Genomic DNA, 15551 nt, shown 5'->3' on the forward strand with positions numbered 1-15551 from the left:
GCAACTCATACCACGCAGCATCCGGCATGCCTCGCCGTTGCGACGCTCGCTGGTCGCCCGGGAATCGGGAAAGCGGCCGTCCGCGGATTCGCGAGCCGCCCGCTAGTCACCGTCGCGAGTTTCATCCCGGCGCGCGTTACTTGTTGTGATGGCCGGGAAGCACAGCGCCAAGAACCTGCTTCGCGGTCTGCACGATCACATTGCCTTCATCGGGATCGCCCTTCAGCAATGTCGATGCAAACGCCTTGGCCTGGGCCAGCGTGATATGCGGCGGCAGCGGCGCAATGTTCGGGTCTGCCTTCACTTCGATCACGACCGGACGATCCGCGGCGAGCGCTGCGTCCCAGGCCGCGCCCATCTGCTCGGCGTCGTCGACGTAAATGCCTTTGAGGCCAATCAATTCCGCGAACTTGTGATAGGGCACGGAAGGAATGTCCTGTGATGCCTCGAACTTCGGGTCGCCTTCCATCACGCGCTGCTCCCACGTGACCTGGTTCAGGTCCTGGTTATTCAGCACCATGCAGATCCAGCGCGGATCGGCCCAGCCTTGCCAGTACTTCGATACGGTGATGAGCTCGGCCATGTTGTTCATCTGCATGGCGCCATCGCCGACGAGAGCGATGACAGGCCGCTCGGGGTAAGCGAACTTCGCCGCGATTGCATACGGCACCGCCGCGCCCATCGAAGCGAGTCCGCCCGACAGCGAGCACATCATGCCGCGCTTGACCTTCAGATCGCGTGCATACCAGTTTGCACAGGATCCCGAATCACTTGTTACGACGGCGTTCGAAGGAATGCGCGGCGACAGTTCGCACACCGTGCGTTGTGGATTGACCGCGTCGTTGCCGGGCTCGTGCGCGCGTTTGTCGAGGGTCTTCCACCAGTCGGCGGTCCAGCCTTCAATCGTCTTGCGCCACGCGCGGTCCTGCTTGTGTTCGAGCAAAGGTAGCAGCGCACGCAGCGTCTCCGCACTATCGCCGACGAGGTTCACCTCCATTGGATAACGCAGGCTCAGCATGTCGGCTTTCAGGTCGATCTGCACGCCGCGCGCCGCGCCTTCTTTCGGCAGAAACTCTGAATACGGGAAGCCGGAGCCGATCATCAGCAACGTGTCGCACTCGGTCATCAGGTCGTAACTGGGCTTGGTGCCGAGCAGGCCGATCGAGCCAGTGACCCAAGGCAGATCGTCAGGCAGAACGGCTTTGCCGAGCAGCGCCTTGGCTACGCCCGCACCGAGCTTTTCGGCAACGGCGATTACTTCGTCGGTTGCATGCAGCGCGCCCGCGCCGACGAGAATCGCGACCTTCCTGCCCGCGTTGAGCACGTCGGCCGCCTGCTGAAGATCTTCGACCTGCGGAACGAGCCGGGGCGCGTGATAGCCCACACCCGAGTGTAACGTGCCATGCTTGCGCGCCGGCGGCTCATAGGGCAGGTCTTGCAGGTCGTTCGGCAGCACGAGCGCAGTCACCTTGCGCTCGGAAAGTGCGGTACGTATTGCGCGATCCACCAGATGGCGCACTTGCGCGGGCACCGAGGCCTGTGCGACGAACGCCCCCGCCACGTCCTTGAAGAGCGAGACGAGATCGACTTCCTGCTGATAGTGGCCGCCTAGCGCTGCGCGCGCCTGCTGACCCGCAATCGCAAGCACAGGCATGTGATCCATGCGAGCGTCGTACAGTCCAGTGACCAGGTGCGATGCACCAGGCCCCGAGGTCGCGATACAGACCCCGAGTTCACCGGTGAATTTGGCATGCGCGGATGCCATGAAGGCCGCCATTTCCTCATGACGAACCTGAATGAATTCGATCGGCCCTGGCTGATCTGTCGTCTTATGATGCTTTTTTGCTTCGGCCTGTGCACGATTCAACGCGCCGAACACGCCGTTGATGCCGTCGCCGGGGTAGCCGAAGATCCGGCGCACACCCCACGCCTGGAGTCGCTCGACGAGGAAGTCACCGACAGTAGTGGACATGGACAACTCCTCATAATTGAGATCGTCATACAGGAAACGTTGCAAAACACGTTCCGCATTCTTTCAAGGGAAAGAATGAATCGCAGGGACGCCGGGGCGACGCTAGAGACGTGGGCGCGTTTTTTGCTCATCCGCTGTGCGCAAGGACGACTGCGCACGCCGTGCAAAGGATTCGCTATGAATAAGGTAGTCGTGGTGACAGGGGCGGGCGCGGGAGCGGGGCGAGCCACTGCTGCGGAATTCGCGCGGCATGGCTATGACGTTGCATTGCTTTCACGTGACAGCGCGCGGCTCGAGCGCGCTGCTGCGGAACTCGAGAGCCGATATGGCGTGCGTGCGCTGGCCCTTCCAACCGATGTGGCCGACGCCGACTGCGTGGAAGAGGCGGCAACGCGTACAGAAGCCGAACTCGGACCTATCGACGTGTGGGTCAACGTTGCAATGGCCACCGTCTTCGCGCCGGTGTCCAGACTGACCGCGCAGGAAATCGAACGAGGCACGCGAGTGACGTATCTCGGCCAGGTGCACGGCACGATGGCCGCGCTTTCGCGCATGCGTGTGCGCAATCGCGGCACCATCGTCAATGTGGGGTCTGCGCTCGGCTATCGTTCCGTGCCGCTGCAATCCATCTATTGCGGCGCGAAATTCGCGGTTCGCGGCTTTACGGACGCGCTGCGGTCCGAGATCATTCACGACGGCCTGAAAGTGCATTTGACGATGGTCGATCTGCCTGCACTGAATACGCCACAGTTCGACTGGGCGCTCAACAAGATGGGAAGGAAAGCCAAACCTGTCGCGCCGATCTTCCAGCCGGAAGTGGCCGCGCGCGCAATCTATTTCGCCGCAACGCATAAGCGTCGCGAGATATGGGTCGGTTTTCCGACGGTCAAGGCGATTCTTGCAAACTTCCTCGCGCCGGCGCTGCTCGACAGATATCTGGCGAAGGCGGGCTACGAAGGGCAGCTCACCGACGAGCCGCTTACTCCCGATGCTCCGAGCAATTTGTTCGAACCGGTACCCGGCGATTACAACGCACACGGACGCTTTGACCGGGAGTCGAAACCGATGAGTCTGGAGATGTGTGCGGTTCGACACCGGGGCGTTCTATGCGCATTGGCTGGCATAGGGATCGCCGGCGGTATCGGTCTTCTGATCAGGAAGAGCCGCCGCGCATAAAGTAGGGCAGTGTGAAGCAACGGTCGTGTCGAGTGTCAGGCGGGAGTAACAGGGATAGGTGACAATACGGCTATTCATACAGTCTTCAGGAAAACCATGTCGCAACCGCTCACCATCGATTTCGTCTCCGACATTGCATGCCCCTGGTGTGCAATCGGCCTTTCGTCGCTGCAACTGGCGTTGTCGCGTCTCGGAGACGCAGTGGACGCGCAGATCGTCGTGCATCCGTTCGAACTGAATCCGCAGATGGGGCCCGAGGGCGAAGCGATCGTCGACTATCTGGGCAAGAAGTATGGACGCACGCCCGAGCAGATCGAGCAAACGCAGGCAATGATCCGCGAGCGCGGCGCAAGCGTGGGCTTCAACTTCGGCCCGCGCACCTATGTCTATAACACCTTCGATGCACACCGCCTGTTGCATTGGGCCGGTCTCGAAGGCAAGCAGTTGCCGCTCAAGCTCGCGTTGCTGCGTGCCTATCATTCCGACGGTCGCGACCCGAGCAATCATGACGTGCTCGTCGAAACAGCGCAATCTGTGGGACTCGACGCGGACGCGGCGCGCAAGGTGCTGCAAAACGGCGACTATGCCGACGAAGTTCGAGCGGAAGAACATGAATATCAGTCGCATGGCATCCAGTCCGTGCCGGCGACCATCTTCAATCGCCGCTATCTGGTGAGCGGCGGGCAACCTGTCGATACCTTCGAGCAGGTCATTCAGCAGATTCTGGCCGAAGCATAAGCCGGCAATTTCGTATCTGAACGCGTGCACGACCAGGCGCGTTGTGACTTTGACGAAGTACTGCCGGAGGACTCCCGTTCATGCTTGCAAAAAGAATTCACGCCGCGTTGCTCGGCTTCGCATTGATGGCGCTTGCCTGCGTGTGCCATGCCCAATACACGACCGACTGGCTCGCCAATACGTATGGCACGCTTGCCACGCACGTGGGCAACGGCGCACGTTCAATGTGGGTCGCGCCAGAAGGCGTGATTTATACCTCCTCGCTGTGGGACGAAAACGAAGGCGGGGTCGCCATCTATCAGAACGGTCAGAGCCTCGGTTCGATCGGCACACACGCCGATTTTCAGGGCAGCGCGATCACCGGCAACGCGACCTCGATTTTCACCGCCTTGCAATACAACAGGTCGTTCGGCAGCGGCTCCGTTGGGCGCTACAACCGCGCGAACAAAGCGCTTGAACTTCGCATTCCGGTTAGCGTGTGGACCGGCATAACTCACGCGGATGTCATCACCGGGCTGGCCACGGCGGGCACGCTGCTTTATGTCAGCGACTTTTACGGCAACCGCGTGCGCGTCTATACGACTGACGGCGTGTGGCAGCAGGATTTTGCGGTATCCGGCCCCGGCGCGCTTGCACTCGATAGCGCGGGCAATCTTTGGGTCGCGCGCAAGAGTGCCGGCGTTATCGCTGAGTTCAGCGCGGGTGGCGCGCCTCTGAACACGATCCAGATGCCCGCTGCGTCGCGGCCCTCGGCGTTGTATTTCGATGCGGCGACGGGACGCCTGATGGTCGGCGACGAAGGTCCCGACATGAACATCAAGATCTACAACGTGGCGGGCACGCCTACGTTGGCCGGAACCTTCGGCATTCAGGGCGGTTATCTGGACACAACCACTGGAATCAAAGGTCAGGTGGGCGACAAGCGCTTCACGCGCGTGGCGGGCATCGGCAAGGACGCAGCGGGCAATCTGTATGTACTCAACAATCCGTGGGGCGGCGGCTGGGATCTTGGCCGCAATGGCCCGACCGATCTGCATGCATACGACAGCGCCGGCAATCTGAAATGGAAGTTGCAGGCGCTGAACTTCGAAGCGGTTGCCGCGCCGGATCCTTTGACAGACGGTGCGTATTTCTACAGCGGCGCGCATATCTACACAGGCAGTGCGGGCGGCACCTTCGTTGCGAATACCGTCGACCCGTTCACTTATCCGTCCGACCCGCGGCTAAATATGAACGACATGCAGCGCGGCCAGCATTTCGGACAGCTCGTTACGGTAGGCGGAAATCGGATCCTCGTCGCGTCGGGTCAGAATCCGGATACCTTCAACTTCTACCATTTCAATGCGGCGAGCGGCTACATTGCGATACCGGACGCGTCGCTGCCCGGACCCCCGTTCAACACGACCGTGAAGGTGACGGGGGGCTTCTGCATTGATAGCCGCGGCGATGTGTGGGCCGGTCTCGACAGAACCAATAATATTTACCACTACCCGCTCACGGGTTTCGACGGAAACGGAAAACCGTTGTGGGGGCCTGCCGTCACGATCAAGATTCCGATGAGTATCCGGCCGCTCACGCGCATCATCTATCTGCCCGAGAGCGATACGATGATTCTTGCGCAAGGCGTGGCAGGCAGTTGGGACTGGACAGCGATGCAGTCGCGCATCGAGGTGTATCACGGCTGGAGCGCCGGCAATACCACGCGGCCGCAACCTGTGATCAATCTCACCAGTGCGAATCCGAAGTCGATTACGGCAGCGGGCAATTATCTGTTCGTGGGCTACGTGCATACCGTCCCGAACATCGACGCGTTCAATCTGAACACCGGCAATCTCGACGCGACGCTCATCAACAATAGTCCCGGCACGGTGGATGTCGGCAACGACGTCGATTCAATGTACGGGCTGCGAGCGTTTCTGCGCGCGAGCGGTGAATACGTGATCACAAAAGACAACTACAACGGATCGAGCATCATCGTGCATCGCTGGACGCCGTAAGTAGCGTGGGACTGTCTTGCGCAGGGCCATCGGATAAGATACGGCCCTCGTAGCAACTTCCCGCTTAAAGGAGTGGTTCAGTGATTCAACCGAGCAATGTATTCAAGGAGAACCTTGCGCAAATGCCCGCCATCGACGGCATTGCGCGTATCGATCTGATTGACGCGCAGGGCGCGGTGGTGGCAAGCATCGAAAACAAGCCGGGCAAACAGGGCTCGCTTGCGGTGTACAACTATCTGCAGCAGACGTTTGGTGCGCTCGACGCCAAAGCGGCCGAGCACGGCCTCGCAGTGTTCGGCGAACATACGGCCGACGCGCGCAACCGGCCCGGTGCTCATCCGAACGTCGACCATCTTCTTGTGATTGCTGCGGGCGCGCCGGCTTTGCGTATCGACGTGATGGCGGCGAGTTGATTTGTGTTTGAGCGGTGCGCGAGCCGCGCTTGAAGAACTCCCGGCGCGCGAGCCGCGCACGGAGAGATTCCCGGCACGCGGCCCGCGCGCCTCGCTATTCCGCCTCCTCCTACCGTGCTGCGCGCTCGCGTTGCGCGGCACGGCCAAATATCGCACGGTCGCCGAGCCATACGGCGAGAAGCGTTGCGCCCATCAACGGAAACACCATGCCGAGTAGAACGAGGCCCGTTTTCCAGCCGCGCATGGGCGGTGCGGCTCTTTCTCGCGAAGGCGCGCCGAGCGAGCGCTCCGGTTTGCGCTTCCACCACATCACGCATCCAGTGACGGCCATGAACGCGAGGCCCAGCGAAATTGCGGCGCACAGAATCTGGTTTGCGGCGCCGAAATAGCGGCCCATATGCAATGACGTGCCGTATGAAACAGCTTTCGATACTGCGCCGTAATCGGCATAGCGGATGTCCTTCAGGATCGCGCCGCTGTATTGATCGATATAAATAGTGCGTTCGAGTTGCGGATCGTCCGGAAAATACGACACGGCGTATACCCCCGTCGTCGATGTCGGCAACGCGATGTTGTAGCCGCTCGTCACACCGAGCGATGCGGCTTGCGCGACAATGCGTCCGAGCGGCAGCGGGGCGGCCGTTTTGTCGTCGGTAGAAGCGGGCACCGGTGCGTTGCCGACTGCCCACGGCGTCTGCGGCAGCGGCAGGTCGTCCATTACCATGCCCGGCATGGAATCCATCTGCGCGGCCGGTGCCGAATGTGCTGCGTGCGCGGCGTATGTTGGATCCGCTGCGGCGGTGGTTTCTGTCTTTGCGCTTACTGGAGTGCCCGCACTCGCAGGCAGCACCGAGCGCAACGGCAGACCGCCCCACGTGCCCGGCGGCGCGCCAAGATTCGCGGCGGTGGCAAGCGCCTTGAACTGTTTGCCCCACGAGCCGGACCATGGAAGGCCCGTCAGCACGAATGCCAGCGCGCCGAGTGCAAGCCAGATGCCCATGACCGCGTGAACGTTTTTCCACAGCGGACGGCCTTTTACCGTGAGACGCGGCACCAGTGCATCGCGTACGCTCGCCGCTTCGCGTGGCCACCACAGCGCGACGCCGGTGCCGATCATCACAAGTGTCCAGCATGCGGCCAGCTCCATCAGCAATTCGCCCGGTTTGCCGAGCAACAGTTTTCGATGAAGCATGCGGTCCACCTGCATGAAACGATGCTCGACGCTCAACGTGCCGAGTACCGCTCCGCTATACGGATTCAGATAGACGCTCTCCTTTTCGCCATCCGCAAGACGGAAGACAAATTCCGTGCTGCGCTCGGGCGCGTTCGAGATTGCGGCCGTAACCGCCGTTGCTTTGGGCGGCATTGCCGCGCGCGCTCGCGCGAGCAGCGCGTCTTCTGTCATGCGCGGCGCCGTTTGTGCTTCGACGACCAGAAGCCGTGGATAAAGCAGCGGTTCGATCTGAGGTTGAAAACAGTACAACGTGCCTGTTATCGCCAGCACGATAAGAAACGGCATGACGAATAGTCCGGCATAGAAATGCCATCGCCAGAGGGTGCGATAGCCGCTCCTGGAATCCGCCGTGCCTGAGGCGGCATTGTGTCGAGCGAGGGTGGACATGAATCCTCCTGAAAACACAGTCAATGGGTTCTTGTGGTCAAGAGCCAGGTTGGCGCATCACATGCGCAACCTGGCTTCCACATAGAAAGTGCGTCCCGGATAAGGGTGATAGACGAAGTAGCGCGCATCGAAGATGTTGTCCACGCCAATGCCCACTTCGCTCAGCTTCGTCGGCCTATATGTGAACTTCGCGTCCGCCACCGTGTACGAGCTCGTGCCGCCGAATACGTCCGGATTCGTGTCGGTATTCGTGAGCGTGTTGTATTGGCGCCCTGAATATCGAGCAGCGAGCGTCACTGCCGCGCGCTCGTCGAAGCGATAGGTCGCCGCGACATTCACACGCCACAGCGGAATGCGATAAAAATATTTGCCGACGCTCGCGGGGTTCTGTGCGTTTGCAATGATCTTCGACTGCGTATAAGCCACGGTTGCAAGTAGATCCAGCCCGCGCAGCAACACGTTCTCGCCCGTATAGCTTGTTTCCACGCCCCGCGAGCGCACCTTGCCGATGTTCTGGAAGTTCGTCACGTTGGGAATAACGGTCGTATCCGTCTGGCTGAAGATCGTGTTCTTCACGTCGTCCTGAAACAGCGAGAAACGGAAGATGCCATTCCAGTGCGCCCATTCGGCAGTGAGTTCTTTAGAAAGATCGTCTTCCGGTTTCAGGTTCGGATTGTTGTTGATGATCGACGAGCCGTTTATTTGCCCCTGAAACAGCTCACTGACCGTCGGAAAGCGATACGCGCGGCCAATCGAAGCACGCAATGTCAGATCATCGCTCACGTCGAACGAGAGCGAAGCCTTCGGCGAAAAGTGCTGCTGACTCGCGTCACCGAGTGCAACGGTTTTGCCCGGCACCGCCTGCGAACCATCGTATGCACGCCAATCTTCGTAGCGCACGCCGTATACGAGTTTCCAGCGCGGCAGCAAGCGCCACGCGTCCTGCGCGTAGAGCGCCTGAGTCTGCGTTTTTCCAGCGAATGCATTGGTGAACGATGCTGCGGAGCCGTCGCGCCAGTTAGGCGTCGAGTAACTTTCGTTATCGAGGAAGTAGTTATCGTAGTGATAGCCGAAGGCGAGCGCGTGGTTCGCAAGACCTGCTTGCGTGGACGCTGGCGTGTAGGTGCTGCGCAAATCGAGCGTCTTCCAGCCGGTGCCGTCTCCGAACGTGACGGTGCCCGCGCCGTTGCCCGGCGCGCCGGAATTCGCGAGACGCGCCACGTTATTGCCGACGTCGTAATACGAAGCAACGGCCTCGCCATTCCAGCCCGTCGCGTTGCGCGTTTTCAGCGTTACGCCATACAGCCAGTTCTCGCTATGACCGAGACTCGGCGCGAATGCCGAGGCGGGAATCGTGTACTCGTAGCCGTCGATGGAAACCTTGCCGCTATACACCGGGTTGCCGTTCGCGTCGCGCAGGAAACTGGAGGTCTGGCTGTCATACCTTTGATGCCAGTAGCCCAGTGTGAAAGCACCTTGCAGTGTCGGCGTGAAGTCGTATTGCATCTTCAGCTTGAACTGGTCCTGCACGGTATGTTCAATACCTTCGCCGTTGATGCCGAGCACGGCCGTCGGCGTATTGGTCTGATTGTTGTAGAAGTACGCGCCTGTCACCGGCGTATCGCCGGCTTGTGCAGGCGTGCGCGATTTCGCGAGCGTCGCGAATTGCAGCGGCTGGCTGGTGTTCTCCAGATGGTTGACGCCGAGAAGAAACGAGAACTTGCCGATGCGGTTGCCTATGGAAGCACTCGCTTCGCTGCCGTTAAAGTTGCGATTTACTCCATAGAGACTGAAGTGCTGTGTGAATGCCTTGACGTCGGCCTCGGCTTCGAACTTCTTCGGCATACGCGTGCTGATCAGCACCGTCGCGCCAAGCGAATTGCCGGGATAGAGCGCGGAATACGGGCCATAAATCACATCGACTCGCTGAATTTCGTCGGGAGACACCATCGACCAGCGCGGCGGAAAAGAGTAACTGTTGCCAAGCAGATTGCTGAGCAGCAGTCCGTCTGCATAGACGAGGCCCCGCGCGCTTTGCGTATTGCTGGTGCCGCGCACCGCGATGATGGAGTTCAGATCGCCGATAAAACGCTTGCGCACCGCAAGGTTCGGCATGTACTTCAACACGTCTTCTGTGTTGACGACATTCCAGTTCGAGAACTGATCCCGCGTGACCGTTTCTACCGAGGCCGGCAGATCCGGTTCGACGGCGTGGATTGCGAGGCCTTCATTTGCAGCGCTATTTGCGCTGACGCTGACGGCGGGCAGCGTCGTGTCGGCGCTCGCGGTATCGGCGTGAACCGGCGCGGACGCGAACGCCGTCACGGCAGCAGGCACGAAGGCGGGCAGCCTTCGCCATGCGAAGATGAACATGAGAGTTTCCTTGATGCATTGAACGGACGATCGCGCGCACTGTCGACGAATGCGACAAACGCGGCTCAATATGGCCGGTGCGGGCGATCAGGAACAAAAGCGATCAGGAAACGACGGGCGGTGCTCTGGGGCGTCCGGAAGGGAACGCGCCGAGTGGTGTGAAGCGGGTGGAGAGAGTGGGCGGGGCGGTGCCTGTCATGACGGCGACAACCGGCGGCTCCGTCGCGGCAACCGTGGGCATGGCCACATGATGCTGCAACAGATGGCAGTAACCGCAAGCGCCGAACGCGTCCTCGTGGCTGAGATGCACGGCCGTCGCACCGGCGTGCCCTGCGTGGTCCACCTGGTTTGCCTGGGCCACCTGGTTCTCCTGGTCCATCAGGCCCGGCTGGACGGTTCGCAGCGCCGAGCACAGTGCCGCAATCGGCTCCTGCGCGCGGTTGGACACGAGCATCTGACTCACGACCGGCGCAAACACGACGAGCCACATGGCGATGAGGCCAAGCCAGGCTGTCAGACGGTTGTGCGAGCGAGGAGTCATGTCGATGAGCAGGGAAACGCGGGCGATTCTAGCACTGCCGGCCGTGCTTTTCTGCCTGATGCCGCGCATAGCAGCGGATTGAAGGCGGAAATCCGCTCATTTCCCGGCGTTACAACGGCACCGTTTCGCTTAATCTGCGTGGTACATGTCGGCTTTTCGCAACATGGGCGATCCAGCATGTGGACGCCGTACTGACAACGTTATCGGACTCATGACTCGCAAGCAGCCGCCCGCTTCATCAATCGCACAACTGAATCAGCAGGCGATCGCGCTCTACTCGACGGATGATTTTGCGGCAGCGCTGTCGACGGTCCTTCCCGCGCTCGGGCACGACGAAAGCACCTTGGACGATGCGGCGCTTCAGGCACTAGCCGACGCGTTGAATATCGCAGGGGCTTCGTCATGCCGTCTCGGTCAACTGGACGATGCGGAGCGCCACTGGCGCCGGTGCCTGCGCATGATGCCCGGCTACGCCGAGGTGTATGAAAGTTTCGGCGCATTGCTCAAAGCGCACGGCCGGCTCTCTGCGGCAAAGGCAATTTATCGGCAACTGATCGCACTGCAGCCCGACCACGCGGACGCTCACAATCAGCTAGGCGCGGTGCTGCATGCACAGGGTCATCATGAAGAGGCGGAGAAGTCGTATCGGCAGGCGCTCGCGCTTCGTCCGGAGCATGCAGAAGCGCACTACAACCACGGCGTCGTGCTGCAGGCGCTGCGGCGTCTGCATGAAGCGGAAGCGGCCTATCGCGAAACGCTGCGCCGATTGCCGGCGCACGCGGAAGCGCACAACAATCTGGGCAACGTATTGATGGATCTGGGCCGCGTTGCAGAAGCAGACGCTGCGTATCGCGACGCGCTCACCATCAGGCCGCAATACCCTGAAGCGTTGAATAACCTCGCGGGCGCTCTGAAGGCTGCCAACCGTCTGACCGAGGCCGAACTCGCCTGCCGGCTCGCGTTGACCATGCGCCCCGACTACGCGGAAGCGCACGTCAATCTGGGCGCGGCGCTGACGGATCTCGCGCGCCTGGCCGAGGCCGAAGCGGCATACCGGAAGGCCATTGCGCTTCGCGCCGATTACGCTGAGGCTCATTACAACCTTGGCATCACGCTCTTCAAGCTCGAACGCCTGGACGAGGCCGCTGCCGCTTATCGTGAAGCGGTTCGTTTGCGTCCCGACATTGCGCCCGCCTATAACAATCTCGGCTGCGTGCTACGTGTACTCGACAGTTTGCCCGAGGCCGTCGATGCCTTCAAAGAGGCGCTATCCGTTCAACCCGATCTCGCCGAAGCGCATTACAACCTCGGCTCCGCGCTTGCGCAACTGAGGCGTTTGCCCGAGGCGGAAAGCGCGTATCGTCGCGCGCTCGCCTTGCGCACCGATTACGGCGATGCGCGTTTCGGGCTCGCGGTATTGCTGCTCGGCATGGGGCGCTTCGAGGAAGGGTGGCGGCTTTACGAGTGCCGCTACGAGCACCCCGCGTTCGTGCATCGGCAGACTGCTCAGCGGCTTTCCTGTGCGCAATGGCAGGGCGACGCGCTGTCGGGGCGCTCGTTGCTGGTATGGCAGGAAGACGGCCTCGGCGACATGCTGCAATTCAGCCGCTATTTCGCGTTGTTGAAGGCACAGGGCGCTGCGCATATCGCGTTTGCCTGCGCGCCCGCGCTGCATAGGCTGATGGCTCGCGTCGACGGGGTCGACGCCGTGCTCGATCACGACACCGCAGCAGCCCGTGCGTCCACTTACGATTGCTGGACGAGCCTGCTGAGTGCGCCGCTGCATTTGCGCACGACGGTCGACACCATTCCGCGACCGGCCAGGCTCGCGGCCGAAGCGTCGCTCGTCGAAACATGGCGGCCCTTGCTCGACGCGCTGCCGCCGGGCCGCAAGATCGGTCTCGTGTGGAAGGGCAATGCGAAGCACCATAACGACGTCAACCGTTCCATCCCATCGCTCGCGACGCTTGCGCCGTTGTGGAGCGTGGCCGGGCTCAGCTTCGTGAGTCTGCAGAAAGGGCAGGGCGAAGACGAAGCGCGCAACCCACCCGCTACTCAGCCCTTGCTTCATGTCGGTTCGATGGTGGCCGACCTGGCCGACAGCGCCGCAATCGTCGCGCAACTCGATCTGGTGATTTGCGTGGACACGTCAATCGCACATCTCGCTGCGTCGCTCGGCAAGCCCTGCTGGGTAATGTTGCCGGAAAAAGATGTGGACTGGCGCTGGATGCACGAGCGCAGCGATTCGCCGTGGTATCCGCACACGCTGCGGCTATTTCGCCGCGAGCAAGGCGAAGACTGGGCGGCGACCGTGGAAAGAGTGAGGCTGGCGTGCATTGCGCGTTTCGCCGTGCATGCCTAGCCTCGGTCCGGCCGCGAACGCCGCTACTACCCGGCGCGCTTCGGCTTTGATTTCTTGCCGGACATATTGAGCGCGATTGCTGCTTGAATCAGGGCCTTGAATGCATCGGCGTCGAGTTCCTCGCCCTCGCGGATGTCGATTGCGCGCCTCGCATTGCCGTCGAGACTCGAGTTGAACAATTTGGCCGGATCCGCGAGCGATGCGCCTTTCAGGAACGTCAGCTTGACGACCGACTTGTACGACTCCCCCGTGCAGATGATTCCATCATGCGACCAGACGGGCGTGCCCATCCACTTCCATTCTTCGAGCACGTCCGGATCGGCCTCGTGGATCAGCTTGCGCGTTCTGCTGAGCGTCGCGCCGCGCCAGTCCGCCAGATCGGCGATTCTTTTGTCGATCAGTTCAGAGGCCGTTTGCGCCTCCGTCGAGGCCGACTTGTTCATATTGCTCTCCTAAGCTTTTCGGATTAGAGGCCGAATTGCTGCGCGTATTCGCTGTTCAGACGCGGCCATTCGAAATTCATTGCGTCGCCAGCGACGATACGCCCAAGCGGATCGCCCGCGAGCAAATGACCGAGCACGTCGAGACAGATGTGCCAGCCCGCTGCGCCCATCGAAATGAACTTGCGGTCTATGTTGTGCCACAGCGTGAGACGCGTGCCGTCGCCAAGCGGTTCGAGTTGCCAGCGAAGGTCGTTGTCGCCCCAGCGGTATTCGAGCAGGTTCGGCGCGTCGGCCCGCGTCACCTCGGTGTCCGAAACTTGCGGCGTGGGCATGCCGACCGTGGAGAGTTTGACCGGACCGACGGACGCAAGGCTGTGGTCCGCATCGAACGGCGCCCACTCACGCAGACTCGCCGGGTCGGTCAGCGCGTGCCAGACCCTTTCCGGAGGATGGTGCAACTCGCGCACCAGCACGAGCGTCCACCTGTCTGCGTCTTTCTGAACTTCTGCGCCGGCGGCGGGGCCGGGCCGGTATGAATCGCGACTGCTCATCGTTTCTTCTCCTTACGACGTGGTGCGGGATGAGTTTGATCGAGGTGACGCTCCAGAGCGTCAAGATGAACCGACCAGAAACGGCGGAATGGCGCGAGCCAGGCGTCGATTTCCATGAGCGGCTCCGGTTTGATGCGGTACACGCGCCGCTGTGCTTCGACGCGCGACTCCACGAAGCCGGCCTCGCGCAGCACTCGTAAATGCTTTGAAACGGAGGGCTGAGGGAGATTGAGCTGCTCTTCGATATCGCCCACGGACCGCTCGGAAGATGCAAGCAGACTGAGAATGGCGCGGCGGCTCGGCTCGGCGATGATGGCGAAGGTTGAGTCCATGATGCTTATATACTTCACGAGGAATATACGTGTCAAGGGGCGGATGCCGGTGTGACACCCTGACGATTCGTGCGCGCGGCCTCAGCTTCGCTTTCTGCTATTGAGCCGCCTGGTTTTCATTGCCGCCTGCACGAACGCGACGAAGCATTTCACAACGGCATCGTCGCGCGCGGTGTGCCAGGCGAGACCGACGCGCCAGCGGGAGCCGGGTCCACTTAAGGGCAGTACTCGTGCATCGCGCAGCAGGTATTGCACGCGCGAGGGCAGAAACGCCGCGCCGACGCCCGCGGCCACACTGGCGAGTACGGTCTGGATATCGTCGGTCTGCTGGATGACGTTGGGCACGAACCGGTGTGCAGCGCACCATCGGTCGACCTGTGCTGCGAGTCCCGGACCACGTCCGCGCGCGAGTGCAATGAAGCCCGGCTCGTTCAATTCGTTGAGGTCCGACGGAAGGCGCTTCCAGCGCGCATGCTGCGGAATGGCCAGACCGAGCGCTTCGTCGATCATGGGGAAGGCGCAGAGGCCCGCATCGGCCGGCAAACGCAAAAAGCCCACCTCGAGCTTGCCGGCAAGAAGCCGCCGCGTTTGCTCCGCCGACGAGAGATCGTTGAGCGTCACGCTGACATTCGGATAGCGCTTGCGGAAATCGGCGACCAGTTGCGGGACTTCTGTCAACGTGGAGAGCCCGAGGCCAATGCGCAAGAAACCGCGGGCGCCGCTGCTTGCTTCGCGGGCACGCGCGAGAATTTCGTCGGCATCGCGAACCAGCGCTTCTGCGTCTGCGAGAAAGGCCGCGCCGAAAGTCGTGAGTTCCGCACCGTGCCGGCCACGTTCGAAGAGGCGCGCCCCGAGGCTCGCTTCCAATGCCGCGATCTGCTTGCTCAGAGCCGGTTGGCTCACGCATAAGACATCTGCTGCCTGGCCGAAATGGCCCAGTTCCGTGACCGTCAGGAATGCCCGCAGGAGTTTGAGTTCCATTCTTAAACGTTATCGAATGCGCCGAAACTTTCATTTTACGTATCGATGGCG

Annotated in this window: 13 protein-coding genes; 5 read left to right on the plus strand and 8 right to left on the minus strand. The window is 61.3% G+C overall.

The features are described from left to right. Positions 1-136: 136 nt before the first annotated feature. A complete protein-coding gene (locus A3AC_RS0102280) occupies positions 137-1972 on the minus strand; it encodes a thiamine pyrophosphate-requiring protein (RefSeq protein ID WP_025596896.1) in 1836 nt (611 codons plus the stop codon). Positions 1973-2149: 177 nt separating this feature from the next. Between A3AC_RS0102280 and A3AC_RS0102285 the strand changes: the two genes are divergently transcribed. The 4 genes from A3AC_RS0102285 to A3AC_RS0102300 all read left to right on the plus strand — a co-directional run bounded on the left by A3AC_RS0102285 (position 2150) and on the right by A3AC_RS0102300 (position 6296). Next, positions 2150-3148 (plus strand): SDR family oxidoreductase, encoded by a 999-nt coding sequence (locus A3AC_RS0102285; RefSeq protein ID WP_025596898.1) that lies wholly within the window; start codon positions 2150-2152, stop codon positions 3146-3148. A 96-nt stretch (positions 3149-3244) separates the two neighbouring features. Continuing rightward, a complete protein-coding gene (locus A3AC_RS0102290) occupies positions 3245-3886 on the plus strand; it encodes a DsbA family oxidoreductase (protein ID WP_025596900.1) in 642 nt (213 codons plus the stop codon). Between the two features lie 80 nt (positions 3887-3966). Beyond that, on the plus strand, positions 3967-5883 hold the full coding sequence (locus A3AC_RS0102295) for an SMP-30/gluconolactonase/LRE family protein (RefSeq protein WP_025596902.1): 1917 nt from the start codon (positions 3967-3969) through the stop codon (positions 5881-5883). 80 nt (positions 5884-5963) lie between these two features. Then, the gene (locus A3AC_RS0102300) at positions 5964-6296 is read left to right on the plus strand and encodes a DUF2322 family protein (protein ID WP_025596904.1); all 333 of its coding nucleotides are present in this window, start codon (positions 5964-5966) and stop codon (positions 6294-6296) included. Positions 6297-6405: 109 nt separating this feature from the next. On the opposite strand, the gene A3AC_RS0102305 is transcribed toward A3AC_RS0102300, so the two are convergent. The 3 genes from A3AC_RS0102305 to A3AC_RS0102315 form a co-directional block, all read right to left on the minus strand. Then, a complete protein-coding gene (locus A3AC_RS0102305; protein ID WP_025596906.1) occupies positions 6406-7917 on the minus strand; it encodes a PepSY-associated TM helix domain-containing protein in 1512 nt (503 codons plus the stop codon). 57 nt (positions 7918-7974) lie between these two features. Then, positions 7975-10290 (minus strand): TonB-dependent receptor, encoded by a 2316-nt coding sequence (locus tag A3AC_RS0102310; protein WP_025596909.1) that lies wholly within the window; start codon positions 10288-10290, stop codon positions 7975-7977. 103 nt (positions 10291-10393) lie between these two features. Next, a complete protein-coding gene (locus A3AC_RS0102315; protein ID WP_025596911.1) occupies positions 10394-10831 on the minus strand; it encodes a DUF2946 domain-containing protein in 438 nt (145 codons plus the stop codon). Between the two features lie 211 nt (positions 10832-11042). On the opposite strand from A3AC_RS0102315, the gene A3AC_RS0102320 reads away from it, so the two are divergent. After that, the gene (locus tag A3AC_RS0102320; RefSeq protein WP_025596913.1) at positions 11043-13193 is read left to right on the plus strand and encodes a tetratricopeptide repeat protein; all 2151 of its coding nucleotides are present in this window, start codon (positions 11043-11045) and stop codon (positions 13191-13193) included. 26 nt (positions 13194-13219) lie between these two features. Here A3AC_RS0102320 and A3AC_RS0102325 read toward each other — a convergent pair whose 3' ends face one another. The 4 genes from A3AC_RS0102325 to A3AC_RS0102340 form a co-directional block, all read right to left on the minus strand. Continuing rightward, positions 13220-13636 carry a DUF1801 domain-containing protein gene (locus A3AC_RS0102325; protein ID WP_025596915.1) on the minus strand — a complete coding sequence of 139 codons (417 nt, stop codon included), beginning with the start codon at positions 13634-13636 and terminating at the stop codon, positions 13220-13222. Positions 13637-13659: 23 nt separating this feature from the next. Beyond that, the gene (locus A3AC_RS0102330) at positions 13660-14187 is read right to left on the minus strand and encodes an SRPBCC family protein (protein ID WP_025596917.1); all 528 of its coding nucleotides are present in this window, start codon (positions 14185-14187) and stop codon (positions 13660-13662) included. Further along, positions 14184-14519 (minus strand): ArsR/SmtB family transcription factor, encoded by a 336-nt coding sequence (locus A3AC_RS0102335; RefSeq protein ID WP_025596919.1) that lies wholly within the window; start codon positions 14517-14519, stop codon positions 14184-14186. The genes A3AC_RS0102330 and A3AC_RS0102335 overlap by 4 nt, the downstream gene beginning before the upstream one ends. An 81-nt stretch (positions 14520-14600) precedes the next feature. Continuing rightward, entirely contained in the window at positions 14601-15500 is a 900-nt protein-coding gene (locus A3AC_RS0102340; protein WP_025596921.1) for a LysR family transcriptional regulator, read from the minus strand. Positions 15501-15551: the final 51 nt, after the last annotated feature.

The sequence above is a fragment of the Burkholderia sp. WSM2230 genome (genome assembly GCF_000472445.1).
GTDB lineage: Bacteria > Pseudomonadota > Gammaproteobacteria > Burkholderiales > Burkholderiaceae > Paraburkholderia.